Source organism: Chitinophaga cymbidii, from assembly GCF_007992715.1.
GTDB classification, from domain to species: domain Bacteria; phylum Bacteroidota; class Bacteroidia; order Chitinophagales; family Chitinophagaceae; genus Chitinophaga; species Chitinophaga cymbidii.
In genome coordinates, this window is sequence record NZ_BKAU01000005.1 from 1 (window position 1) to 25,714 (window position 25,714).

At 53.6% G+C, this 25,714-nt stretch carries 17 protein-coding genes; 14 read left to right on the top strand and 3 right to left on the bottom strand.

The window, feature by feature from the left end; genetic code table 11:
- Together CCY01nite_RS18935 and CCY01nite_RS18940 are read left to right on the top strand one after the other, a co-directional pair.
- Positions 1–2,033: RHS repeat-associated core domain-containing protein (locus CCY01nite_RS18935; RefSeq protein WP_146865113.1), on the top strand; the 2,033-nt coding region annotated here is incomplete at its 5' end.
- Positions 2,026–2,457, top strand: coding sequence for an energy transducer TonB (locus tag CCY01nite_RS18940; protein ID WP_146865116.1), 432 nt, complete (start codon positions 2,026–2,028; stop codon positions 2,455–2,457). The genes CCY01nite_RS18935 and CCY01nite_RS18940, both read left to right, overlap by 8 nt.
- Positions 2,458–2,505: 48 nt before the next feature.
- Here CCY01nite_RS18940 and CCY01nite_RS18945 read toward each other — a convergent pair whose 3' ends face one another.
- Positions 2,506–2,841, bottom strand: coding sequence for a helix-turn-helix domain-containing protein (locus CCY01nite_RS18945; protein WP_146865118.1), 336 nt, complete (start codon positions 2,839–2,841; stop codon positions 2,506–2,508).
- Positions 2,842–3,015: 174 nt separating this feature from the next.
- A complete protein-coding gene (locus tag CCY01nite_RS18950; protein WP_146865120.1) occupies positions 3,016–4,143 on the bottom strand; it encodes an ATP-binding protein in 1,128 nt (375 codons plus the stop codon).
- Positions 4,144–4,363: 220 nt separating this feature from the next.
- Here CCY01nite_RS18950 and CCY01nite_RS18955 point away from each other — a divergent pair, with 220 nt between their 5' ends.
- From CCY01nite_RS18955 to CCY01nite_RS19005, 11 genes are all read left to right on the top strand, one after another.
- A complete protein-coding gene (locus tag CCY01nite_RS18955) occupies positions 4,364–4,723 on the top strand; it encodes an iron chaperone (RefSeq protein ID WP_146865122.1) in 360 nt (119 codons plus the stop codon).
- A gap of 34 nt (positions 4,724–4,757) precedes the next feature.
- Complete coding sequence (locus CCY01nite_RS18960; RefSeq protein WP_146865124.1) at positions 4,758–8,771, top strand: hybrid sensor histidine kinase/response regulator transcription factor; 4,014 nt, start codon at positions 4,758–4,760, stop codon at positions 8,769–8,771.
- 148 nt (positions 8,772–8,919) lie between these two features.
- Complete coding sequence (locus CCY01nite_RS18965; protein ID WP_146865126.1) at positions 8,920–12,039, top strand: SusC/RagA family TonB-linked outer membrane protein; 3,120 nt, start codon at positions 8,920–8,922, stop codon at positions 12,037–12,039.
- Between the two features lie 10 nt (positions 12,040–12,049).
- Positions 12,050–13,777, top strand: a complete 1,728-nt coding sequence (locus CCY01nite_RS18970; protein WP_146865128.1) for a RagB/SusD family nutrient uptake outer membrane protein — start codon at positions 12,050–12,052, stop codon at positions 13,775–13,777.
- Positions 13,778–13,795: 18 nt separating this feature from the next.
- Complete coding sequence (locus CCY01nite_RS18975; RefSeq protein ID WP_146865130.1) at positions 13,796–16,576, top strand: SusC/RagA family TonB-linked outer membrane protein; 2,781 nt, start codon at positions 13,796–13,798, stop codon at positions 16,574–16,576.
- Between the two features lie 102 nt (positions 16,577–16,678).
- Positions 16,679–18,349, top strand: a complete 1,671-nt coding sequence (locus tag CCY01nite_RS18980) for a RagB/SusD family nutrient uptake outer membrane protein (protein WP_146865132.1) — start codon at positions 16,679–16,681, stop codon at positions 18,347–18,349.
- Positions 18,350–18,421: 72 nt separating this feature from the next.
- A complete protein-coding gene (locus CCY01nite_RS18985) occupies positions 18,422–20,893 on the top strand; it encodes a family 43 glycosylhydrolase (protein WP_146865134.1) in 2,472 nt (823 codons plus the stop codon).
- A gap of 41 nt (positions 20,894–20,934) precedes the next feature.
- Positions 20,935–21,774, top strand: coding sequence for a LamG domain-containing protein (locus CCY01nite_RS18990; RefSeq protein ID WP_146865136.1), 840 nt, complete (start codon positions 20,935–20,937; stop codon positions 21,772–21,774).
- 118 nt (positions 21,775–21,892) lie between these two features.
- A complete protein-coding gene (locus CCY01nite_RS18995; RefSeq protein ID WP_186831144.1) occupies positions 21,893–22,831 on the top strand; it encodes a nucleoside hydrolase in 939 nt (312 codons plus the stop codon).
- 3 nt (positions 22,832–22,834) lie between these two features.
- Positions 22,835–23,221, top strand: a complete 387-nt coding sequence (locus tag CCY01nite_RS19000) for a YidH family protein (RefSeq protein WP_146865140.1) — start codon at positions 22,835–22,837, stop codon at positions 23,219–23,221.
- A 105-nt stretch (positions 23,222–23,326) separates the two neighbouring features.
- The gene (locus tag CCY01nite_RS19005) at positions 23,327–23,815 is read left to right on the top strand and encodes a DinB family protein (protein WP_146865142.1); all 489 of its coding nucleotides are present in this window, start codon (positions 23,327–23,329) and stop codon (positions 23,813–23,815) included.
- Between the two features lie 24 nt (positions 23,816–23,839).
- Here CCY01nite_RS19005 and CCY01nite_RS19010 read toward each other — a convergent pair whose 3' ends face one another.
- Positions 23,840–24,733, bottom strand: coding sequence for a helix-turn-helix transcriptional regulator (locus tag CCY01nite_RS19010; protein WP_246129981.1), 894 nt, complete (start codon positions 24,731–24,733; stop codon positions 23,840–23,842).
- 115 nt (positions 24,734–24,848) lie between these two features.
- Here CCY01nite_RS19010 and CCY01nite_RS19015 point away from each other — a divergent pair, with 115 nt between their 5' ends.
- A complete protein-coding gene (locus CCY01nite_RS19015) occupies positions 24,849–25,658 on the top strand; it encodes a phytanoyl-CoA dioxygenase family protein (RefSeq protein ID WP_146865144.1) in 810 nt (269 codons plus the stop codon).
- Positions 25,659–25,714: the final 56 nt, after the last annotated feature.

Below are 25,714 nucleotides of genomic sequence, written 5' to 3' on the forward strand. Positions count from 1 at the left end.
CCGATTATGCCTACGATGGCAACGGCAACCTGAAGCTGGATAACAACAAGGAGATCACCTCCATCACCTATAACCACCTGAACCTGCCCCAGCGCATCCTGCTCAAGGGCAAAGGGATCATCGATTACACCTATGATGCCGCAGGCATCAAGCTTCGCAAGCGGGTAACAGACAGCACGGCCAACCCGGTCAAAATAACGACAACGGACTACATGGGAGGATTGGTGTACGAGCAGGACACCCTGCAGTTTGCCAGCCACGAGGAGGGCCGTATCCGGACGGTGTTCAAGACCGGCCAGCCGATCCAGTACTTTTACGATTACTTTGAAAAGGACCACCTGGGCAACATCCGGCTGGTGTTGACCGAGCAGCCGGACTCCTCCTTCTACCTGGCGAGCATGGAAACGGAGAGCGCCGCCAAAGAGAATGCGCTGTTCAGCAACATTGAAGGCAGCCGCAGCGCCCGGCCTACAGGTTACCCCGAGCAGGAGAAGACCACGGCACAGAACGAGTTCGTAGCCAAACTCAATGGCAATGACCCGGACCGGAAGATCGGCCCTTCGATCGTGCTGCGGGTAATGGCCGGCGATACCATCGCTATCGGAGCAAAGGCTTTCTACAAGTCCACAGCCCCGGTACAAAAGAAACAAAAGCTGGCGCCGGTGGGTGACATGGCGGCGGCACTGGTGAAGGCCTTCGGTCCCGGTGGCATGGCCGCAGACAAGACCACGGCGCTGGACAACAACACGACACCATTCAATGAAGGCTTCCTTGCTAATGACTACCAGCGCTTGAAGGAAAAAGACCCCGGTAAGGACCCTGCTTCGGACCGTCCGAGAGCTTACCTGAATTTCATGTTATTCGATGACCAGTTCAAAATGGTGGAGGATAACAGCGGTGTAAGGCAGGTACAGGCGCAACCGGATGAAGTACAGGTGCTGGGCCAGGACAAGATGGTGATGCAGAAGAGCGGATTTTTGTATGTTTACACCAGCAACGAGACGCCACAGGATGTTTATTTTGATGAAGTGATGGTGGTGGGATTGCCGGGGCCTGTGTTGGAGGAAACGCATTATTATCCTTTCGGGTTGACGATGCAGGGGATCAGTAGTAAAGCTCCGGGGAAGCTGGAGAATAAGTATAAATTCACTGGCCAGCTACTAGACGATGATCTAGGGTGGAATACTTACCAGATGAAATGGCGTACAATGGATCCGCAGATAGGGCGCTTTTTGCAAGTCGATCCTTTGGCAAGCAGCTATGTTCATAATAGTACTTATGCTTATGCTGAGAATAAAGTAACTACAGGGATTGATTTGGAGGGGCTGGAATGGGTTTCCAAGATAGACGGTTCCGGGGCGACTAATGTAAGCGTTAATGTAAATTTTAGCGTTGATAAGAACCTGAAACTTTCGCCGGAGCAAATAGCCGCGTATCAATCTGCTATTAGTAGCCAGTTAAACAGCACAATGCAATTGTCTTCAGATGGGACGATGTCAGGCAGTGTAACATATAATGGTGGTGATTCAAAAGCGTTAGGGGTGGTTGTTCCGAGTTTGAGCCTTTATGGTGATGCAAGTATAGTGGGAGGGCAAACTACATTTTCTGCTTCAAGTGTAAATATTTTTGACAAGAAAGGCAATTTACGTTCTCCTGAAATGGTGGCTAATGATGCAGTTCATGAGCTTTTACACACAGTAAGGTTCGAGCATCCCTTTGAAAAGACACAAGGTGCAGATACGAAACTTGTTAGTGAGGGTGGGAATAATTATTCAACTACACCTGCCACAGATTCTAAAATTCCATTCAATATAATGAATTACCCCATGATTAATATAGATGGGAAGAAGTCTGGCGATTTATGGAAAAGCACGGGCCAGTCTCCTTCTTATTTGACTAAAGACCAAATTAAAATGTTGCTAAACGAAATTAAATTACAGAATAATGGTGCTGGTGTGCCGGGGAGTTCGGGTTATTTGAATTATTGGATCAATACACCAGGAGAAGAAGTTAAAAAGAAGCAGAATGAATAAGGTTATATTAATATCGTTGTTGCAGCTTTGTATGTTATGGAGTTGTGATGCGCAGCATAGGGTTAATAGTACTGCACAAGATTGTAGTCAGGAATATGATTCCATTTTGCAGCGCCGGGTATACACTAACGTGGATAAGATGCCTGAATTTGAGAAGGGAGAGGTTAGCCTTTTGGAATTTTTCAGGAATAATTTTCGATATCCAGAGAATCAGGATCATTTTCAAGGTTCGATCAACTTAGTGTTTATTATTGATGCTACTGGCCGGGTAATAGATGGTCATATTTATAAGAAATCAGAGACGGAGTTAACATTAGTAGACAAAGAAGCGTTACGAGTATTATCTATTATGCCCAAGTGGAAAGCAGGGCGTTGTGCAGGGCGAAAAGTTCCAGTAAGGATGTTTTGGCCTGTTAAATTTTAATACATTATTAAAACACACAGCCCGCGCGATCCGCGCGGGCTGTGTGTTTTAAGCGTATGCCTTGCGTGCTTTATAATCACGGAGATAAGTATCAATAACATTAAAGAGAGTTGCCCTGGTGTTGGCATCGAGCGCCTGAATATCCTCAATTCTTTTAACGACTTCTTTATCATAGGCGGCATGTTTGCCCTTGCCGATCAGGTAATCCAGTGTTACATCAAATGTGTCAGCAATTTTAACGGCCATCTCGATAGAGGGGCTGTTTTCGTTGCGTTCGTATTTACCAATGATATCGCGCGAGGCATCCACGGCCTTTGCGAGGTCTGCCTGTGACCAGTTTTTGCGTTTGCGCAGTTCTGCAATTTTGTCTCCTATGTTGAGCATATTACACTAAAGATTAAGGTTAACGGCCTTATTGGGCAAATTTAGTTAAATGGGTTACACAAAAAAAGAACATATTACTTGTTCAAATGAGAAACAAGTTCTACATTTGTGCCAGATGTTACACAGTTAAAATATTTTTCCTAATTTTAAGGCCCCGGAGTGATAGGTGAGCGCCTATAAATTTACAAACCCCATATAATTACTTCTATTTACAATCCCGTCAATACTACCGGGATAGGCTTCCATAAATGCTGCAGGAATCCGGGCCTTGCTTTTTTCATTCCATTTGAATTCCCAGGCATATAGCTTTCCACCCGTTTCTTCGATCAGGTCTATTTCCTGTTGCTGGTGGGTCCGCCAGAAGTAAGTGTTTACATGGTGGCCTGTATAGTGATTAGCTTTTTTCCTTTCGCTGACCAGGAAATTTTCCCACAAGGCGCCGACATCCTGTCGCAATTCAAGCGGAGAGAAGTTCTTGATCAGCGCATTTCTGATGCCGTTATCATAGAAATAGATCTTTTTACCTTTTTTGATTTCATTACGCAGATTACGGCTGAATCCTCCTACCTGGAATACCACAAAACATTTTTCAAGTAGTTCTACATACCGGTCTACTGTTTTATTGTCTGTTCCGATGGTCTGCGCGATTTCGTTGTAAGAAATTTCACTGCCAACCTGTAGTGCCAGTGCAACTAATAATCTTTCCAGTAAGGCGGGCTTGCGGATATCCTGCAGGGAAAGTACATCTTTAAAAAGGTAGTTGTTGGCAAGTTCCAGCAGGTTGGCTTGTGCGTCCGCCGGTGAATTTACGATATCGGGATAAAAACCATAAATCATTCGCTGTTCAAGCATCCGGCCTTCAGATAAAACAGATGTTTCCGCTACCAGTTCTGAAGTAGAGAAAGGGTATAAATGATACTCCCTTTTCCGGCCTGTCAGAGGTTCATTGATTTCATTGGCTAGTTCCAGCGCGGAAGACCCGGTTGCAATAACCTGTATTTTTTTGAGATTATCCACAAGCAGCTTCAGGGTAAGACCGATGTTTTTCACGCGCTGTGCCTCGTCAATTAATACCAGTGTATTATTTCCTACTAGTGCCTTCAAAGAGGTTGAACTTGCATTTGTAAGCATGGGCCGGATATCCGGTTCGTCGCAGTTTAAGTAAAGCGCCTTGCCTTCAGCCTGTTCCATGATCGTACGAAGCAAGGTTGTCTTACCTACCTGCCTCGGGCCAGTAATAATAATCGCTTTTCTATTGAATAACTGACCGATAATTTGATCGTATATAGCTCGCTTGATCATTGTAGCCTTCTTGTTATAAACCTAAAATTAGCATAAATTTAGGGATTATAAACCTTAAACTTATATAAATCCTAGGTTTATAAACCTAAAATTAATATAAATTCTAGGTTTATCATGCAGTGAGGGACTTGGATATGTCCCTTTTTACCCCAAAAATGTCCCTTTCACCCACCTCTGTCCCCCCTTAACCCCCTTAGCTTTACATTCAAACTCAAAAATCATGAAAAGCACCATCGCCGCCAACATCGACGAATACATCGCCGCCTTCCCACAAGCAACGCAAGCCATCCTTCAGCAAATCCGCGCCACCATTCAAAAAGCCGCACCAGCCGCCACGGAAGCCATCAGCTACGCCATCCCCACGTTCAAACTGAACGGCAACCTTGTGCACTTCGCCGCCTTCAAAAACCACATCGGCTTCTACCCGGCGCCCACCGGCGGCGAGGCATTCAAAAAAGATCTCTCCGCCTACAAAACCGGCAAAGGCTCCGTGCAATTCCCCATCGACCAACCAATGCCGCTCGGCCTCATCACCCGCATCGTGAAATTCAGGGTCAAAGAAATGGCGAAAAAGAAATGACATTTTAGCTTATATTGGCTGTTCAATTCCACACATGCGAACAGTGATCATGATATTCCTGCTATGTTGCTGCGGCCAGGCGATGGCCCAGCACAAGACCACGGGATATCTCGGCATTGAACAGGGATTGTCCAACAACTCCGTCACCTGCATCCATCACGACCGCAACGGCTTCATGTGGTTCGGCACCTACGACGGGCTGAACCGTTTCGATGGATACGCTTTTCACACTTTCCGCAACCGCCTGCACGACAGCACTTCACTGGTTTACAACCGCATCTCCGTTGTGGAGGAAGATTCCCTCGGCAACATGTGGATCGGCACCAAGCGGGGCATCAGCCGGTATAGCGACCACTCCGGAACGTTTTCCCCCGGTTACTTTCAGCCTTATGCAACACGGGAACGCCGGCAGGTGCTGTCGGACGTGTATTGCATCGGCACAGACCGCAACGGGAATGTATTTGCGGGAACGGCCGGGCAGGGATTGCTGATCAGCGCGCCAGGCGCAAAGCTGATGCGGCAGGTGTGTTTTCAGTCGGGAAAACAATTCACGCCTTATGCGGTAGCCGCCCTGGCATTCGACAAGAGCGCGCATTGCTGGTTGTTTGTAATGGGAACCGGCTTGTGCCGCTACGATGAGCAGCAGCAGCGCGTGATCCTCGTAAACGGTGAGCTGCGCTCCGCCAACTGTCTTGCTATGGACGGGGATGATAACATCTGGGCCGGAACGGACGAAGGGGTGTACCGCTACGAAAGGGCTACCGGCACCTGGAAGTCCTTTAACGACATCGCCGGCTGCCACGGCAGCAAAGTGATCGATCTTACGCTGGACCATGATGAACAATTATGGATCTCCACGGACGGCGACGGGATCTTTGTGCTGCCGGTGAAGGGAGGGCGGCCTTCCCGGATGAAAGCGGGAACGGACAAGCACGCGCTGACCAGCAATGCCGTGTATGCAGTGTATGAAGATAAGGAGCAGCGCAAATGGATCGGCACGCTGCGCGGAGGCATCAACATCATCGATAAGCAAAAGACCCGCTTCAGGACCGTCAACCAGGACCCGAACACGCCCAACAGCCTCGTCCATAATTTCACTTTTTCTTTTTGTGAGGATAATGATCATATCTGGATCGGCACGGACGGCGGTGGCATTTCGCTTTGGAACAGAAGCCGGAATAACTGGCGGCAATTCGTACACCAGCCGTCGCAGCCCGGCTCGCTGAGCAATAATAACGTGACCAGCATTGTGCGGGACGGGAAGGATGATATCTGGATCGCCACATTCGGCGGCGGGATCAACCGCTTCGACCGGCGTACGCAATCGTTTATCCGTTACCGGTGCTTCAACTGGCGGGAAGACCGCTTTATCTGGAAGCTGTATATCGATACCGAAGGAACGCTCTGGGCGGGCGGCTGCATGGACGGCACCCTGTATAGATACAACCCGGCGGCCGACAAATTTGAAGTATTCGACCCCTCACTGCGCGACGTACTGACCATCTCCGAAGACCGCAGCGGGCAGCTCTGGGCCGGCACCTACCAGAAACTCATCAAACTGAACAAAAAAGGGACCGGCCACCAGTTCTACGATATCAATTTCAGCGTGCGCGCCATTTATGAAGATGTATCCCGGCAGTTCTGGGTGGGCACGGAAGGCGGCGGATTGCTGAAGTTTGACAGGAAAACGGGAACATTCGCGCAGATCACGGAGAAAGACGGCCTGCCGAATAATTCCGTGCTGAATATTGAGGAGGATAAAAAAGGCAATCTCTGGATGAGCACCTATAACGGCATTGTGCGGTACAGTACGGCGGATGGCCGTAACAAGAACTTTTATGAGTCGGACGGCCTGCAAAGCAACCAGTTTTATTATAATGCCGCGCTGCGGCTGGCTTCGGGGGAGATGATGTTTGGCGGCATCAAGGGCTTTAATATCTTTCACCCGGACAGCATCGCGGAATACACGGCGTTCCCCGCCCTGCGGGTAACCGGCCTCCGGGTATCGAACGAGGCCGCGCAGCCAGCGGAAAAACTGGTGCTGCCGTACGACAAAGCGGTGTTCTCCCTGGACTACGTAGCGCTGGAATATTCCGCGCCGGACAAGATCTCTTATGCTTATTATTTAGAAGGATGGGATAACGACTGGAACTACGTGCGCCACCTGCGCACGGCCAACTACTCCCGCCTGAAAGAAGGCAGCTACGTGCTGCACATCAAAAGCACGAATGCGGACGGCATCTGGAACCCGCAGGAGCGCGTGGTCCACATCACCGTACTGCCTCCCTGGTACCGCACCTGGTGGGCTTATGGCATTTACCTAGCGCTCGCCGCGGGGATGCTTTACTGCTACCGCTTCTATCAGCGCCGGCAGGCGCGCCTGCAATATGAAGTGGAGCTGTCGCATTTACGGGTAGAGAAAGAAAAAGAGCTGAACGAAAAGAAGCTCACCTTCTTCACGAATATCTCCCATGAATTCCGCACCCCGCTCACGCTGATCATCAACCCCGTCAAAGAATTACTTTATAGCGACGGCAAAAATATCGAAAGCAAAGACCTGACGATCGTCTACCGCAACGCCCGCCGTCTGCTGAGCCTGGTAGACCAGCTGCTGCTTTTCCGCAAGGCGGACCGCGAGGAAGATGCCATGAAGATCGTGCAGCTGAACATCACCGACCTTTGCCGCGAAGTGTTCCTTTGTTTCTCCCACCAGGCGGAGCTGAAGAAAATACATTTCAGCTTCCACGCCGCCGAAGGGTTGCCGGATGTTTATGGTGACCGGGAAAAGATCGAAGTGGCGCTTTTCAACCTGCTGTCTAACGCTTTCAAATACACGCCGGATAACGGCATGGTGTCCGTTTCCCTGGAAGCGGCGGAAGGGGCGGTGGTCATCCGGGTGGAAGATAGCGGCTGCGGCATTTCCGGTGAGATAGGGGACAAGCTGTTCGAGTGCTTCTACCAGGTGCGCGGGCGGGAAACCCTGCGCAACGGGTTCGGCATCGGCCTGTACCTCGTGAAAAAATTCGTGACCATGCTCGGCGGTACCGTCACCTACCGGAGCGAACCGGGCAAAGGAACGGAATTTACGGTTACCCTGCTGACGGGCGCCGCCCACCTGGAACAATATCCCATCTTCCACGAAACCCCGGCGGACAACACCCTGCTGGAAGAGCTGGCGGAAGACGAAGAGCTGGAACAGGCCACCCTCGAAGCGGAGGAATCCGCCGCGGAAGATACGCTGGAAGTGCTGCTCTCCGCGCAACCTTCCATGCTGATCGTGGATGATAATGAACAGATGCGCCATTATATAAGGAATATCTTCCGCCCCACCTTTACCATTTATGAAGCAAAGGACGGGAACGAAGGATTGGCGCTGGCGGCCCGGCACCTGCCGGATATTATCGTCAGCGACGTATTGATGGACGGCCTCAGCGGCATTGAGCTTTGCCAGAAAATAAAACAAGACCCCGCCCTGGGCCACATCCCCGTGGTGCTCCTCACCGCCAGCTCTTCCTCGGAAGTGAAGCTGAAGGGCATCGAAGGCGGGGCGGACGATTATATGAGCAAGCCGTTCGACAAGGAGCTGTTCGTGGCGCGGATCGACAACATCATCCGGAGCCGGAACATCCTCCAGCGGTATTTCTACAGCGAGATCACCGGCAACACCGGCAACCAGAAAATATCCGCCGAGTACAAGGACTTCCTCAACCGCTGCATTGCCATCACCGAAAAACACCTCGAAAACCCCGATTTCAACATCCGCCTCTTTGCCCAGGAGATCGGCATCAGCCACTCCTCTTTATATAAGAAGGTAAAATCCATCTCCGGACGCTCCGTCAGCGAGTTCATCCGCTTCATCCGGTTGCGCAAGGCGGCGGAGCTGCTCATCAATACCGGCTGCAATGTAAACGAAGCCGCTTTCAGGGTTGGCTTCAACGACGTGAAATATTTCCGGGAGCAGTTCACCAAGCTCTTCGAAATGACGCCCTCCAAATATATCCTGAAGTACCGCCGGAAATTCGACAAAGCGCCACAGAATCAGTCCTGATTTCCCGATTTACCCCCTAAATATCAGAATCTCTCCCCCCTCATTTAACCGTATTCATACGAATTTTACCCCTGTTCAACCAAAACGTCCGGCCGGACAGTTCCACCCGGCGGCATCAAACTTTTATCATTGAAACTTAAACAACGTTATGAAGAAATGCTACTATGCCCGTTCCTTTTTAAGGGTCAGCCTTGCAGCGATTTTATCCCTCTTTGCATTTTTTCCGGTGCTTGCGGCAGCCATTCCGCCGGCCGGCATCATCACCGGTAAAGTGACCGACGAAACCGGCGGCCCCCTCATCGGCACCACCGTAGTTGTGGAAGGCACCATGCGTTCCACCTCGGCGGACGAGAACGGCAACTACCGCATAGACGTTCCCGAAAGCGGCCGCGTGCTCGTATTCTCCTGCATCGGCTACCAGACCCGCAAAATCCCCATCGACGGGAAAACAGTGATCAACGTGCAGCTGCAGCCCGACCAGAAAAGTCTGGGTGAAGTGCTGGTAGTAGGCTACGGCGTACAAAAGAAAATGACCGTCACCGGCGCCGTATCCTCCATCGGCACCAAGGAACTGCTCCAGTCACCCGCCGCCAACATCAGCAACATGCTGGTAGGCCGCCTGCCGGGACTGGTAGCCGTACAGCGCAGCGGTGAACCGGGGCAGGACGGCTCCTCCCTGAAAATACGCGGCATCGGCACCCTGGACGCCGGTAAAGGATCTGATCCCCTCATCATGGTAGACGGCGTGGAACGCTCCAACATCAACCAGATCGATCCCAACGAAATAGAAACCATCAACATCCTCAAAGACGCATCCTCCACCGCCGTCTTCGGCGTGCGCGGCGCAAACGGCGTGATCCTCATCACCACCCGCAGAGGCAAGATCGGCAAACCGCAGCTCAGCTTCACTTCCAGCATCGCGGCGCAAAAACCTACGCAACTGCCGGAAATGCTGAACAGCTACGAATACGCCACCCTCAAGAACGAAGCGCTGGTGAATGCCGGGCAGCAGCCTTACTTCACGCAGGATGATCTTGATAAATTCCAGTCCGGCGAAGATCCCGTCTTCCACCCGAGCATCGACTGGTTCGATATGATGCTGCGGCCTTATTCCACGCAGTCGCAGCACAACCTGAACATCAGCGGCGGCACGGAACTCGCGCGGTACTTCATCTCCGGCGGTTACTTCGATCAGAACGGCGCCTACCGCTATGCGGATTACAATCCCGAGTTCAGCGCCAATCCCAAATACAAACGTTATAATTTCCGCTCCAACTTTGATTTTGACGTGACGAAGATGTTCACCGTGAAGGTGAACCTGGCGGGACAGGTGGAAGATCAGAACTATCCCGCCCGCTCCGCCGCGGACATCTTCTTCGACGTGCTGAAAGCCAATCCCTTCAGTAGCCCCGGTATCGTAGACGGCAAAATGGTGACGCTGGACAAGGCCGTGAACGGCACCAACCCGCTGATGACGATGCTGAACGCGGGATTCCAGCAGATATTCAAAAGCAATGTGAATGCCTCCGTGATCCTCGGCCACAAACTGGACTTCATCACGCCGGGCCTCTCCGCCCGCGGCACCGTTGCATACGACAGCTGGTACCAGCATTCCGTATCCCGCTCCAAGAACAACGTCACCTGGCTGGCGGTGAAAGATCCCGCGAATGCGGATAACGTTCTCTACGTTCCCCAGGGCGAGGAAACCACGCTCGGCTTCAGCGAATCCTACGGCAAGAACAGGAAAATATACACCGAACTGGCGCTCGATTATACCCGCGCTTTCGGTCCCCATAACGTCGGCGGCCTGCTCCTGTACAACCAGAGCAAAGCCTATGCGCCCGGCCTCACGTACAAAGTGCCGAACGCCTACCAGGGCCTCGTTGGCCGCGTGACCTACAATTACAAAAGCCGCTACCTGCTCGAATTCAACATGGGCTACAACGGATCGGAGAACTTCCCCGAAGGCAAACGCTTCGGCTGGTTCCCGGCATATTCCGCGGGATGGGTGGCGTCTGAAGAAGCCTTCTTTCCGAAGAACGACTGGGTGACTTTCCTGAAGATCAGGGGCTCTTACGGCGAAGTGGGCAACGATAAAATATCCGACATCTTCAACGGCGGCGCCCGTTTCCTGTACCTGCCCTCCACTTATGGCTACAGCGGCGGGTATAACTTCGGTGAAGTGGGCTCGTCTTACCAGTGGTACGGCGGTTCTTACGAAGGCCAGCTCGGTAATCCCGATGTTACCTGGGAACGTGCCGTGAAGATGAACGCCGGCCTTGAACTGAAACTGTTTAACGACCGCTTTTCTTTCACGGGCGATTATTTCGAGGAGAAAAGAAATAACATCCTCGCGCAGCGCGGCGCCGTGCCGGGCATCGTGGGCGTAAGCAGCCTGCCCGCTTACAACCTCGGCCGCGTCAGCAATAAAGGATTTGAAATTGAAGCAGGATATAATGACAATGTAGGTAAGCTGAACTATTGGGTGAAAGCGAACTATTCGCTCGCGCGCAACAAGGTGCTGTTCAAGGACGAAGCGCCGAAGACCTACGCTTACCAGAATGAAACCGGCAACCCCGTTGGCCAGTACATCGGCCTGATCGCGGAAGGGCTGTACAATACATGGGACGAGATCAACGATCCGAAACGCCCGCAATCCTCCTACGCAGCCGGCACCGGCGGCCGCGACGGCCTGCAGCCCGGCGATGTCCGCTACCGCGATGTGAACGGGGACGGCATCATCAACGATGACGACCGTATGCCGATGGGCTATTCACAATTCCCGCAGGTCATCTACGGCTTCTCCTTCGGCGGCAACTACGGCGGATTCGATTTCTCCGTGTTGTTCCAGGGCGCGGACAAAGCATCCGTATACCTCAGCGAAATGGCCGCCTGGCCTTTTGATACCGACTGGCGCAACGCCATGAAGATCCATCTCGAAAGATGGAATGAAGAACGGTACGCCGCAGGAGAGGAGATCAGCTTCCCCCGCCTTTCGCCCAGTCCCGCGGGACATAACTACCAGTATTCCAGCTACTGGCTGAAAGACGCGAGCTACCTGCGTTTGAAGAACGCCGAGATCGGCTACACCTTCCGCAAAGGCTTCCTGGACAGGATCAAGGTCAGCAGCCTCCGGCTATATGCCAACGGTATGAACCTGCTCACCTGGTCATCCCTGAAAACCTACGACCCGGAAGCTCCGGCGGGGCGCGGACAATTCTATCCGCAGCAGAAAGTATTTAACGCGGGGCTGAACCTGCAATTCTAAAAAACTGGTTATGCGAAAGATCACATACTGTATCATATCCGGCGCACTGTATCTCACTACGTTTTCCTGCAAAAAGGATTTCCTGGAGAAACCGCCGTCAGTGGACATTACGGAAGACACGGTGTTTTCCCGCATCCGTAATGCCGAAACTTTTTTGTGGAGCACCTACGCCGCCTGCATCCCGTCAGGCTTCCCGACAGGATGGAGCGCAAACAGCAGCGGCGGCATTGTAGCCGGCATGCTCGCAGCGGCCTCGGATGAAGGCGACATTGCAGACAGCTGGCCCGGCGCCAACCGCTTCAATGAAGGGCAATGGAATGCGAACGATAACCCGGAAGACGATTTCAACGCGCATTACGTAGCCATCCGCCGCACGAATATTTTCATGGAACGTATCGATGACGTGCCCGATGCGGAAGATGCTTACAAATCACAGCTGAAGGCCGAAGCGCAGTTCCTGCGCGCGTTGCAGTACTTCGAGCTGGTGAAGCGCTACGGCGGTGTTCCCATCATAGACAGGAGAATGCTGAACAGCGACGAGCTGAAAGTGCCGAGGAACGCGCTGGAAGATTGCATCAATTTTATAGTGAGCGATTGCGACGCCGCATTGCCGGCGCTCGCGCCGAACCAGACGGGATTCCTGCGCGGCCGCATCCACAAAGGCGCGGCGCTGGCCCTGAAATCGAGAGTGCTGTTGTACGCCGCCAGCCCCTTGTTCAATACCGGCCAGCCATATAAGGAAGCCAGCGGCGACCTGGTGCAGATGCTCTGCATGGGCGAAGTGGATGATACGCGCTGGCAGAAAGCGGCGGATGCCGCGAAGGCAGTGCTGGACTGGGCCGAAGCAGGCAACAGCCGGCTGATTACAGACCAGGGCGTGGAGAATAATTATGAATATGCCTGGTCGGAGCCTGACAATGCGGAGATCATCCTGGCGAACAAATCGAACGGATGGTGGGGCATCTACAGCGACTACTTCAACTTCACCATGCCGCCCGGTGTTTACGGCGGATGGTACGGTATTTCCGTGCCGCTGAATTTTGTCAAACTATATGAAAAACGCACAGGTGGCCCGCAAACCTGGCCGGCATCCGGCGATAACATCAACCAGTTGTATGCGGAGCTGGACCCACGTTTTAAACAATCCATCGGCTATAACGGCGCGAAATGGAACAACGAGACCGGCAACCTGCAAATATTTATCAAGCCGGACGGTAAGCCCGCACCGCATGGCGGCGACCGTGGCGGCGGACAATGGATGCGCAAGTTCCTCCCGCAGGCCGTGAACTGGTCGTCTTACGGCACCACGCTCAACTGGCCCGTATTCCGGCTGGCGGAGTTTTACCTGAACTATGCCGAAGCCCTGAATGAAGCCAAAGGCCCTGTGCAGGAAGTTTACGACGCCATCAACGAAATACGCGGACGTTCCGGTATGCCCATCTTGTCCGGCCTGGACCAGGATGCCCTGCGCACCGCCATCCGCAATGAACGCGCCGTGGAGCTGGCGTTTGAAGAACACCGCTTCTGGGATGTACGCCGCTGGAAAACCGCCGGCGACGAAGGCGTGATGAAAGGTGATATGTACGGCCTCCGGCTGAAGCCCATCGACGGCAGCACCGATTTTCATTTCGATCAGGTGGTATTCGAAAGCCGGGTGTGGGACGACAAGATGTACCTCTATCCATTCCCCAACAACGAAGTATACAAGCAATATCTCGTACAGAACCCGGGATGGTAACTCTCAAAACAGATCAATATGAACACCAGATATATATCCATTTACATACTAACGGCCATGAGCACACTTTTTTCAGTGGCCGCCCACGCACAGGCCCGGCGCGACTCACTGCCCGATTCCGTGAGGATGGTGCCGGTGGCTTACGGCATGCAGCCCGCGTGGAAAGTGACCGGCGCGCAGGCCCACGTCAGCGGAGAAGAGCTGCGCAAATCTTCCGCGCCTACGCTCAGCAACGCATTGTACGGCCGCCTGCCGGGACTGACAGTCATGCAGGGAAACGGTGAACCGGGATATGATGCGCCGGGTCTCGCCATTCGCGGCGCAGGCTCTTATCAGAATGCCGGTATACTGACTTTTGTGGACGGATTTGAAAGTCCGTTTGACCAGCTGACGGCAGACGAAATAGAAACGATCACGGTGCTGAAAGATGCCGCCGCCACCGCCTTGTACGGCATCCGCGGGGCGAACGGCGTACTGCTCATCACCACCAAACGCGGTACTACCGGTAAACCGAGAATATCCTTCAGTGCACAGACGGGCTGGCAAAGCCCCACGAAGCTGCCGGAATTTTTATCTTCTTATGATTACGCAAGTCTGTATAACGAAGCCCGGCTGAACGACGGGCAGCCGGCCCGTTTCACACAAGCCGACCTGGACGCCTACCGCAGCGGCAATGATCCGTATTTTCACCCGGACGTGAACTGGTACGATGAAGTGCTGCGCAAATCAGCGCCGTTATCGAATTACAATCTCAACATCAGCGGCGGCAACAACAACGCGCGCTTCTTTGTGCTGCTGAACGTATTGCAGAACACCGGCCTCTATAAAAATACGGACCGCAAGAAAGAAGACAACTCCAACGCAAACTTCCTGCGGTATAATTTCCGTTCCAATGTAGACATCAATGTTACGCGCCGTTTGAGTGCTTCGCTCGATCTGGCGGGAAGGGTGGAAGACCGCTCTTATCCCGGCGCCAGTGCGGGCGACATCTGGGGCAATATGATGCTGATACCGCCGAATGCTTTTCCTGTTCATAACCCGGACGGAAGCTACGGCGGCACGTCCATCTACCGCAACAACCCCGTAGGGCTGGTGCTGGGCAAAGGTGTGGCCACAACGCACGACCGTAACCTGCAAGCCACCATGCGCCTGCATTACTCGCTGGACCAGGTGACCGAAGGGCTTGCTATCTCCGGCGCTGTTTCCTTCAACAACTGGTTCCGCGGTAACGACGATAAAACGAAGGACTTCGCTGTATTCCAGCTGCTGCGCGGCACGGGTGGAGATACGATCTACAACAAATTCGGTGAGAACACCACCGCCACCGTAAACGACGGGCAAAACAGCCAGTGGCGCCGCACCAATGCGTTGTTCCATGTTACCTACGACCGTTCTTTCGGTCTGCATGCGGTGAATGCCCTGCTGCAATACCAGCAGGACGTGTACACCATTTCCGGCAATAACGTGCCCTATGCGCACCAGGGCATTGGCGGCCGCTTTTCCTACAGCTACGATCAAAAGTATCTCGCCGAACTGACCTTCGGATACAACGGCTCCGAGAACTTCCCGAAAGGCAAGCGCTTCGGTTTCTTTCCGGCCATATCCGCCGGCTGGATACTGTCCCGCGAGGAATTTTTGCAGTCCGCCGGCTGGATCAGCTTCCTGAAGCTGCGTGCATCTTACGGCCTCACCGGCAACGACCAGGTGGGCGGCAGAAGGTTCCCGTACCAGCAATACTACAGCGGCGGCAATGGCTATTATTTTGGAACGGACAACCACTATTCCGGCGGCATGGACGAAGGCAGCCTTGGCAATCCCGGCATCACCTGGGAAAAAGCGAGGAAAGTCAATGCAGGCATAGACGCATCGTTGTGGAAAGACCGCGTGAGCTTTATGCTGGACGTATTCAGCGAAAAGAGAACGGACATCCTGGCCGAACGCACATCATCCATTCCGGGATATCTCGGGGTGGGGCTGCCCGCGGAGAACGTAGGCAGCGTGAACAACCGCGGCTTTGAAGTACAGGCGGGCTACCGCAAGGAAGCTGTTTCTTCCCTGGGATTTTTTGTCAACGCCTCCGCGGCATACGCCCGCAACCGCATCCTGTACATGGCGGAAGCGAAGCAACCTTATGATTACCTCAACAGAACAGGCCAGCGCATCAACCAGCCTTTTGGTTTGCAGGCCATCGGATTTTTCAAAGATGAAGCGGAAATAGCCGCCAGCCCCCGGCAGACCTTCGCGCCGGTGAAGCCGGGAGATATCCGGTACAAGGATCAGAACGGCGACAACATCATCGATATCTATGATGAAGTGCCGATCGGGAAGCCCGCACTGCCGGAATGGACTTTCGGCCTGCATGCGGGCGTGCAGTTCAGGGGATTTGACCTCGAAGCATTCTTCCAGGGCGTGACCAACCGCAGCGTGATGCTGCAGGGGCCGCTGGTGTGGGCTTTTGTGAACGATGCGAAAGCCGCGCCGATCGCACTTGGCCGCTGGACGCCGGAAACCGCCGCTACTGCTACCTATCCGCGTTTGACCAGCACGGCGAATGACAACAACTACCGGGCTTCCGATTTCTGGCAACGCAACGGCAGCTTCATCCGCCTGCGCAATGTGGAGCTTGGATATACCATTCCCGCTTCCCTTACACGCCGCGCTGGATTGCAGCAGACACGTTTTTATGTGAACGCTGTCAACCTCTTTACGATCGACGAAGTGAAGCTGGCCGATCCTGAAGTGCTGGTAGGTTATCCGGTGATGAAATCCGTGAACATCGGTTTGAAGCTGCAACTGTAACATCCAAAAAAAATGATCATGAAACCGAGCATAATACATCATAGCAACCAGGGGGTTGAACAGCGAGGTTACATCTGGCAATTAAAAAAACATTTAGTACAGATGAACTATATCAAAATATTTCTTTTAACCAGCCTAGTGGCGGGCCTGTTCACATCCTGCAGGAAGGATTTCCTGGACCGGCAGATCAGCACGGAACTGACGGAAGATGAGGTGTTCTCGTCCTACGCCAGAACACGTGACTACCTGATCGGCACCTACGCTTACCTGCCGGATGGTTTTGGCCGGTTTAACGGCGCCATGCTGGACGCCGCAACGGATGATGCGGAGTTTACCACGGAAGGCAACGACATTCAGCGCTACAATACCGGCAGCTGGAGCCCTTACGCCAACCCGGACGATAACTGGAACCGCGCTTACACCGCCATTCGCAGGACCAACAAGTTCCTGGAACAATCCGGGAACGTGAACCTGGACAATTACAAGCTCAACCCGGATGCCACGGCGCAGCAGACCTATGCCAACATGCTGGCTGATCTTGAACGCTGGCGCTATGAAGCCCGCTTTCTCCGGGCATATTTTTATTTCGAGCTGGTGAAAAGATACGGCGGCGTACCCCTCATCACCAGAACCCTCAGCATCAACGAAGACCTGGACATGGCCAGAACGGAATTTGACGCCTGCATCCAGTTCATTTCTGATGAATGCGATTCTGCCGCGCTGCACCTGCCGCCCAACGCTCCCACGGCTGACCTTGGCCGTGCTACGAAAGGCGCCGCGCTGGCATTGAAAAGCCGCGCTCTGCTGTACTGGGCCAGCCCGCTGAACAACCCCGGCCAGCTGGCCGAACGCTGGGAGAAAGCCGCTTCCGCCGCGCATGATGTGCTGGCCTTGCAGAACTATCAGCTGGAAGGCGACTACCGCAACCTGTTCCGCTCCTTCACCAGCAAGGAGATCATCTTCGCGCACCGTTACGCCGCTACCAACGATTTCGAGCGCGCCAACTACCCGATCGGGTACGACGGCGGGCAAAGCGGTACCACGCCCACGCAGGACCTCGTAGACGCCTACGAAATGCTGGATGGCAGCGCCTTTTCCTGGAACAATACCGCCCACGCCGCCGCGCCGTACGATAACCGCGATCCTCGTTTGGGCATGACCGTTATACTGAACAACACCAGCTGGAAAGGCCGCCCCGTGGAAGCATGGACCGGCGGAAGGGACGGCAGGGGAGTGGACCGCGCCACCAGGACGGGCTATTACCTGAAAAAATATGTGGACGAAAACCTCGACCTCCTGCAAAACCGTACCAGCGTGCATACATTCATTCTCTTCCGTCTTGCTGAAATATACCTCAACTACGCGGAAGCCATGAATGAAGCCTACGGCCCGGACCAGGACCCCGAAGGCTACGGCCTCACCGCCACCGGCGCTATCAACGAAGTGCGGAAAAGAGCTTCCGTGAACATGCCCCAGCTGGTGCCCGGCGATTGGCAGCAGGACGCCTTCAGAACGAAACTGCGCAATGAAAGAAGGGTGGAGCTGGCTTTTGAAGAGCACCGCTTCTGGGACGTACGCCGCTGGGAGCTGGGAACGCAGCTGTTCAATGCGCCTGTTCGCGGGGTAGACATCACGCGGCAGCAGGATGGCACCTTCACCTACGCGCCATTCGTGCTGGAATCGAGGGTATTCCTGCCGCACATGCACCGGTACCCCATCCCGCAGGCGGAGAAAATAAAATCACCAGGCCTTGAGCAAACGACCGGATGGTAATTATTCAATCGCAATACATGATCTTATGAAACCGCGAGGTTCCATCTGACCATAAAAGATAAACATTAACAGATGAAACGACTTTTTGTGTTGGGCTGTTTACTGGTTTGCGCTATCGGTGCTGTTGCCAACGGCATTTATTATATCGATGCGATCAACGGAAAGGACAGCAACAGCGGCTTATCGCCGGAGCAGGCATGGCAAAGCCTGGACAGGGTGAACCGCCATGTTTTTCAGCCGGGAGACAGGATACGCTTCCGCGCGGGCAGGATATTCGAAGGACAGCTGAAGCCGCAGGGCAATGGCAGCAGCACGCAGCTGATCACGATAGACAGCTATGGCGAAGGTCCCAAGCCCCGCTTGCAGGGGAATGGCTTAACAACCGCCACGCTTCACCTGCATAATGTTTCTTACTGGCTGGTGAGGGACCTGGATATTTCCAATTACGGAGCCGAACGAAAGCCCGGCCGCACCGGCGTGCTGGTGGAATCCAAAGACCACGGCACCGTATATTCCATCACCCTGCGCGCGCTGGACATTCATGATGTGAACGGCAGTCTCGTGAAAAAAGAAGGCGGCGGCGCGGGCATTATTTGCAGTAACGGCGGCAACAAAGTGCTGTCGAATTTCGACGGTTTGCAGATCGATAGCTGCACGGTACGCAGAACAGCACGCAACGGCATTCTCCTCAACGGCAACTGGTCAAGGCAGCGCTGGTTTCCCAGCAAACGTGTAGTGATCCGCGCCAACCTGATCGAAGGCGTGCCCGGAGACGGCATCGTGCCCATCGGCTGCGACAGCGCGCTCATTGAATACAACGTTATGCGCGATTGCCCCCGCCTGCTGCCAGACGGCGAATCCGCCGCGGGCATATGGCCATGGAGCTGCGACAATACCCTCATTCAGTACAATGAAGTGAGCGACCACAAGGCGCCCTGGGACGGGCAGGGATTCGATTCCGACTGGAACTGCAACAACACCATCATTCAATACAACTACAGTCATGATAACGAAGGCGGCTTCCTGCTGGTATGTGACGACGGCAGCGCCGGCAGGCAATACAGCGTAGGCAACCGCGGCACGATCATCCGTTATAATGTAAGCATCAACGATGGCTTCCGCACTACCGGGAAACATGCCGGCTTCTCGCCCGTGATCCATGTGACCGGTCCCGTTGTGAACACACAGATCTACAACAACGTGATCGTAGTGCCAGACAGGAAAGGGATGGACAGCACCATTATTGAAATGGGCACCTGGCATGGGTATTCGGACAGCACCTTTTTTGCGAACAATATCTTTTATGCCGCCGCTGATGTGGACTATGTGATGGCAAAAAGCAAGCGGAATTTTTACAACGGTAACCTGTATGCCGGCCGGCATCTTCACCGCCCGGAAGACAGGAACGGCGTGTATGCTGATCCGTTATTCAGGAAAACACCGGCCTCCGGGCAGCACGGTTTCTCCGCACTGGATGCGCTGCGCCTGCGCCCCGGCTCGCCTGCCATCGGTAAAGGCGTACCGGTGAACATGCCGGAGAAGGACATTTTCGGTCAGCCGCTGGTGGCGGATGAGATAAATATTGGGGTAGACGGCATCTCCGCCGCTCATTTTTCCACCGGCGCGGTCTGGTATGACAATGCCGGCGATACGATCAACGCGCACGGCGGGAATTTGATATATGCGGAAGGCAGGTACTACTGGTTCGGGGAATACCGCGGCAGAAGGGCATCGCAGGGCGTATCGGTGTATTCATCGCCGGACCTCCGTAACTGGACCGCCGAAGGTATCGCACTCGCCCCTTCCGAAGATCCGGACAGTGACATCACAAGAGGATGCCTGATGGAGCGCCCCAAGGTCATCTACAACAAGAAAACGAAAAAGTATGTGATGTGGTTCCATCTGGAACTGAAGGGCAAAGGGTACAGCGCCGCACGTGCGGGCGTAGCCGTTAGCGACCGCATCACCGGCCCATACCGCTATACCGGCAGCTTCCGGCCGAACGGGCATATGTCGAGAGACATGACCCTGTTCGTGGATGACGACGGTAAAGCCTATCATATGTACGCGGCAAATGAAAACTACGACCTGCGCATCGCAAGGCTGACAGACGACTACCTGCGCCCCACAACGGCGGACAGCCTGCTGTTTGCGAACCATCGCGAAGCACCGGCGATCTTCCGGCGGAAGAACACGTATTACCTGATCACAAGCGGCTGCACCGGATGGGCGCCCAACAAGGCGATGCTGCACACGGCCAGTTCTCCCTACGGCCCCTGGAAGCCCGCCGGCAACCCGATGGAAGGAACAAATGCCGATCTCACCTTCGGCGGTCAGTCTACTTACGTATTTCCGGTACCGGGAAAGAAAGACGCATTTATTTACATGGGCGACCAGTGGAACCCCGCGAACCTGAAAGACAGCCGCTATCACTGGCTGCCGGTGCAATGGCGCGGCGATTTGCCGTTTATCGCGTGGATGGACTACTGGAAGCTCGCCTGGTTTGATGAAGGAAGGAATGCAACCCTGGCTACAGATTTCTGATCATATCATGTTTGTACCATTTGTTTACCTAAATCCACATTATGAAATCCATCAACAGAACCCTGCTGGCCATCGCCAGCCTGGCAATGCTATCCTGCCAGAAGAACAAGACAGAGAACAGTGAAGACCTCGTAAAGCTGTCCCGCGAAAAAGCGCTCGCCGCCTCTACCTGGGAAACGGTGCTGGACCAGTCCACTTTCGCGAGCTACACCGCGTTTGAAGCAGCATGGAACTACCTGTACCCCTGGGGCTCCGATCATAACGGCTCCGCCCGCATGTACGGCAGCAGCACCGATCACAATCACATCTATCTCAACAGCAATGTGCTCACCATCAAGGCCACGCGCATCAGCTGGGACGAAGGCAGCAGTCCGCACGACCCCTGGCTGCCGATCCGCTATCATTCCGGCGCGATACACGCAAAGGAACATGTGCTGATCAACGATCAGTTCCCGAACTGGGAACTGAAATGCGACTTCCAGGTGCCGACGGTAACCGGCTCCTGGCCCGCGTTCTGGCTCACCGGTGTGAACAGCTGGCCGCCGGAAAGCGACATCATGGAGTTCAAGGGAAGCAATGTCAACTGGCAGAATACTTTCCGCACCTCCTCCGACGTGTCCAGCACGCTGACAACCGTTTCCAACGCCGGCAGCTGGCATACCTACCGCGTATGGATCACGAAGGTCAGCGCAACGAACGTAGATATTCATTATTATATCGATGGTCAATGGAAAGGCGTGCATACCGGCAACTTCGTCGGCAAGCCGATGTACGTGATCATCAATATGCAGATGGAAGGCTCCAGCGGCAGCCCCGGCCCGACCGCTGACACTTACCTGAATGCCCGCAACATTTACATCGGGCGCACCCGCGAATACTGATCGGACAGATCTGTAGCAACACTTTAAAGGACCGGCTGTGAGGGCCGGTCCTTTGTTTTCTGGCCGATCTTGCCTAAATTCAGGAATGATGGCATTTCAATTGTTATTCCTACTGTTGATGCATGCACAACAAAAGCCCGTTCCCGTGATCCTGGACACGGACATCGCCGGAGATTACGACGACGTGGGCGCGATGGCGATGCTCCACGCTTTTGCGGACAGGGGAGAAGCGAACATCCTCGCCGTGATGTCCTGCAACGCATTTGAAAGCACCGTGCCCTCCATCAGCGTGCTCAATACTTATTTCGGCCGGCCGGACATTCCGGTGGGCGTTACCCGCAAAGCCGCGCCGAACAAGAATTGCCCGCAGCAATGGGCCGAAGCGATCATCGCCAGGTATCCCCATCGGTTAAAATCCAATGCTGAAGCCGAAGAAGCCGTGTCACTGTACCGCCGCATCCTGTCGCAACAACCCGATCATTCCGTAACGATCATTTCCATCGGCTTTTTCACAAACCTCGCAGACCTGCTGGCCTCGCCGCCGGACCGGCACAGCACGTTGAACGGGAAAGACCTGGTGCGGAAGAAAGTGAAGCAGCTGGTATCCATGGCCGCCAGCCTGCCCGATGGCAAAACCACCGGCCGTGAGTACAATGTGTACGTAGACGCGCCATCCGCACAGCAGGTCTTCGCGGAATGGGATACGCCCTTCCTGCTGAACCCCTTCGAGGTCGGCGAAAAGATCCATACCGGCATCCCCCTTATTCATAAAACATCCATCCGCAACAGTCCCGTGAAAGATGCCTATGCGGTCGCGCTGGCGAAAGATAAAAATACCACCGGCCGCATGAGCTGGGACCAGACCGCGGTACTGGCCGCCATCAAAGGGCTGCAACCCTGGTTCACTTCCCGGAAGCTGAACATGCGGATAGAAGCGGACGGCAGCAATACCCTCATCCCCGGAGAAAAATTTGTTTACATGGAACTGCAACAGCCGGAAACGCTGCGGCAGGAAATAGAAACGCTGATGCATCATCAGCCGAAGCCCAAAAATTAAATCATGGACACCAATAAAACATCAGGCGGAAAGGCCACCGACCACCTCGCGAATGAACGGACGTTCCTGGCATGGATCAGAACGGCCATCGCCATCATGGCGTTCGGATTTGTAGTGGTGAAATTCTCTTTGTTCATCCGGCAGCTGACGTATGCGTTCACGGACAAGGTGATTGCCTTGCCGAATCACGGGTATTCCGGGATCATCGGCGTATTCCTGGTATCGCTGGGCGGCGTGATATCGCTGCTTTCGTTTATCCGGTACAAGAAGATCGAGCGGGATTTGAATGATGATGTGTTCTATCCGTCTTCCCGGCTGATCATTCTGTTGACGTTGTTTATATTGATAGGGGCGGTGGTGATGGTGTTGTATTTGTTGCCGAATATATAGTGTTCACGATTCATGATTCATGATTCATGAATCATGAATCGTGAATTGGTAGCAGGATCATCAGCATGTTGAAACAAAGCTTTTTATCAGATTAAATCAAAATAAATGGAACCAGCAGAAATATTCGTACAAGCCGCCCTGAAGTCCTGGAACATCCAGCTTAAAAGAGCGGATGCCTTTTTTGACACGATCAGCGATGAAGGCTTGCAGCAGGAAATTGCGCCGGGAAAGAACCGCCTTATTTATTTAATGGGCCACCTGATCGCGGTGAATGACAGCATGACATCGTTGTTTGGCCAGGGAGAACGTTCATTTGAACATCTTGATGATGCTTTTGTGAAGAACCCCGACAGGTCCGGCCTCCCCATGCCCGATGCAGCCTCCCTGCGGGAAGACTGGCGGAAAGCCAAAAGCATATTGACGGCGAACTTTGCCGCCCTCTCGCCAGCCGACTGGATGAGCCGGCATACGGCGATGACGGATGAGGACTTTGCGAAAGAGCCCTCCCGCAACAAGCTCAGCGTGCTGCTGAACAGAACGAATCACATGGCGTACCACATCGGGCAGATGGTGCTGGTAAAAGGCAAAAGCTAGTATCAAAAAATACAATCGAAGCGCTTACCCTTTTCCCGTTCTGAAGGAGGATGGCGTTACGCCGTTCTTCTTCTTGAACAGCTTGGAGAAATAGAACAGGTCGTCAAACCCCGTTTGCTGCGCCACCTGGTCGATATTCAAAGTAGTGGAGCTTAACAGCTCCTTTGCTTTTTTCAGGCGGATGTGCAGGTAATATTGTGTGGGGGACATGCCTGTGATGCTTTTGAAGGCTTTCCTGAATTTTGAATAACCCATCGGCAGCTCCTTTGCCACATCGGTCATTTTTCTGGGTTGCTCGATCGATTCGCGCATGAGGAAGCGGGCTTTGTTGATGAGCAGGGACGTATCGTCCTGCCCGAAATCTTCCAGTGTGGAAATGGCGTTCACGAGCCCGAGTATCTGCATGGTGATGCCGGCCACGATCTGGTGGTATCCTGTGCCGGCGGCTTTTACTGTGCTGAGCAGCAGGTGGAACAGCTGCTGCAGCTCTTCGTTGTGCCCGGCATTGACGAAGGGCTTTTCCGGCGTGAAAAAATGCCCGCTCATCAGCTCGTCCGGGTAACTCCCTTTAAATCCTACCCAGTATTCTTCCCACCCCGATTTCGGATCGGGCTTGTACCGGTGCCATACGCCGGGGAAAAGGAAAAAGCAGGTGCCTTCCCGTACCGTGGCCGGTTGTGTGCGCGACGATTCGAACACGCCTTCTCCCTTACTGATGAATACGAGATAATAACCGTCCAGGATGCGGCCTTTGTTCCAGGTGAAGTAATGGCTTTCCGGATGAACGGACGTATCGGGATAGCTCGTTCTGGGCGCGATCTTCGAATAGCCGGTAGTAGTGAGATAAAAACCCCACTTCATTTCCGTCGGCGTGATGGGCAGATATTTATTGAAATTGATCATGACGTGGTCGTTCAAATGTAGCTTTTTTTTGCCGGACGATTTATCAAAAAGTACAAATCAAATATTATATTCTGCATGTTCATTCGTTCCGGCACGAAGTAGCTTTGAAGACAGCTAAAAAACCACGATTATGAAACATGAAATTTCTGCGCAGCAGGTGGCGCAATATCAGCAGAACGGGTTCCTGGTGATAGAAGATTTTCTTTCTCCCGAAGAGCTGGCACAGTGGCGGGAAGCGCTGGACGAGGCGCTGGCAAAACGCAAGGGTTTCAAGATGCCGGACAGAAAAGAAGTGTATGGAAAAGGGGATGATGCCGACAAATCGTATTACGATAATGTATTCGATCAGATGATCAACCTTTGGCAGGACAATGAAAAAATGCGGAACATCATGCTGGACGAGCGCCTCGGCAAAATGGCCGCCACGCTGGCGGGCGTGGAAGGTATACGCATCTGGCACGACCAGGCATTGGTGAAACGGCCGTGGGCCAATCCTACGTCCTGGCACCTGGATACGCCCTACTGGTCCTTTACCGACCGCCGCGCGCTCTCTATCTGGGTGGCGCTGGACGATGCCACGCTCGAAAACGGCTGCCTCTTCTTTATTCCCGGCTCCCACCAGGAAACGACTTTCGAGAATCCCGGCATCGGCAAGAACATGGGCGCTATTTTCGATTTCTATCCGCAGTTCAAATCATCTTTATCAAAACCCGCTGTCATGAAAGCCGGCAGCTGCTCTTTCCATAACGGCCTCACCATCCACGGCGCGCATGCGAACATGACGCCCGGTTTCCGCCGCGCGATGACCTGCGCATATATGCCGGACGGCAACGTGTACAATGGCACGCAAAATATTCTTAGCGATGAAACGGTGGCGCGCCTGAAAGTGGGAGATCCGTTGAATGATGACGCGCAAAACCCGTTACTGTATCATAAATAAGTGAGTCGGAATACAGGGCTGTGTCAAAGGTAATTTGATGGGCAGGCGGATCGCAG

What these genes read in the sequence shown, in the direction of transcription:
- CCY01nite_RS19005 (WP_146865142.1), top strand. Translation starts at nt 23,327, where the DNA reads ATGGAACCAGCAGAAATATTCGTACAAGCCGCCCTGAAGTCCTGGAAC.
- CCY01nite_RS18980 (WP_146865132.1), top strand. Translation starts at nt 16,679, where the DNA reads ATGAACTATATCAAAATATTTCTTTTAACCAGCCTAGTGGCGGGCCTG.
- CCY01nite_RS18995 (WP_186831144.1), top strand. Translation starts at nt 21,893, where the DNA reads ATGCATGCACAACAAAAGCCCGTTCCCGTGATCCTGGACACGGACATC.
- CCY01nite_RS19000 (WP_146865140.1), top strand. Translation starts at nt 22,835, where the DNA reads ATGGACACCAATAAAACATCAGGCGGAAAGGCCACCGACCACCTCGCG.
- CCY01nite_RS18960 (WP_146865124.1), top strand. Translation starts at nt 4,758, where the DNA reads ATGCGAACAGTGATCATGATATTCCTGCTATGTTGCTGCGGCCAGGCG.
- CCY01nite_RS18970 (WP_146865128.1), top strand. Translation starts at nt 12,050, where the DNA reads ATGCGAAAGATCACATACTGTATCATATCCGGCGCACTGTATCTCACT.
- CCY01nite_RS18990 (WP_146865136.1), top strand. Translation starts at nt 20,935, where the DNA reads ATGAAATCCATCAACAGAACCCTGCTGGCCATCGCCAGCCTGGCAATG.
- CCY01nite_RS18940 (WP_146865116.1), top strand. Translation starts at nt 2,026, where the DNA reads ATGAATAAGGTTATATTAATATCGTTGTTGCAGCTTTGTATGTTATGG.
- CCY01nite_RS18955 (WP_146865122.1), top strand. Translation starts at nt 4,364, where the DNA reads ATGAAAAGCACCATCGCCGCCAACATCGACGAATACATCGCCGCCTTC.
- CCY01nite_RS18975 (WP_146865130.1), top strand. Translation starts at nt 13,796, where the DNA reads ATGAACACCAGATATATATCCATTTACATACTAACGGCCATGAGCACA.
- CCY01nite_RS18950 (WP_146865120.1), bottom strand. Translation starts at nt 4,143, where the DNA reads ATGATCAAGCGAGCTATATACGATCAAATTATCGGTCAGTTATTCAAT.
- CCY01nite_RS18945 (WP_146865118.1), bottom strand. Translation starts at nt 2,841, where the DNA reads ATGCTCAACATAGGAGACAAAATTGCAGAACTGCGCAAACGCAAAAAC.
- CCY01nite_RS19015 (WP_146865144.1), top strand. Translation starts at nt 24,849, where the DNA reads ATGAAACATGAAATTTCTGCGCAGCAGGTGGCGCAATATCAGCAGAAC.
- CCY01nite_RS18965 (WP_146865126.1), top strand. Translation starts at nt 8,920, where the DNA reads ATGAAGAAATGCTACTATGCCCGTTCCTTTTTAAGGGTCAGCCTTGCA.
- CCY01nite_RS18985 (WP_146865134.1), top strand. Translation starts at nt 18,422, where the DNA reads ATGAAACGACTTTTTGTGTTGGGCTGTTTACTGGTTTGCGCTATCGGT.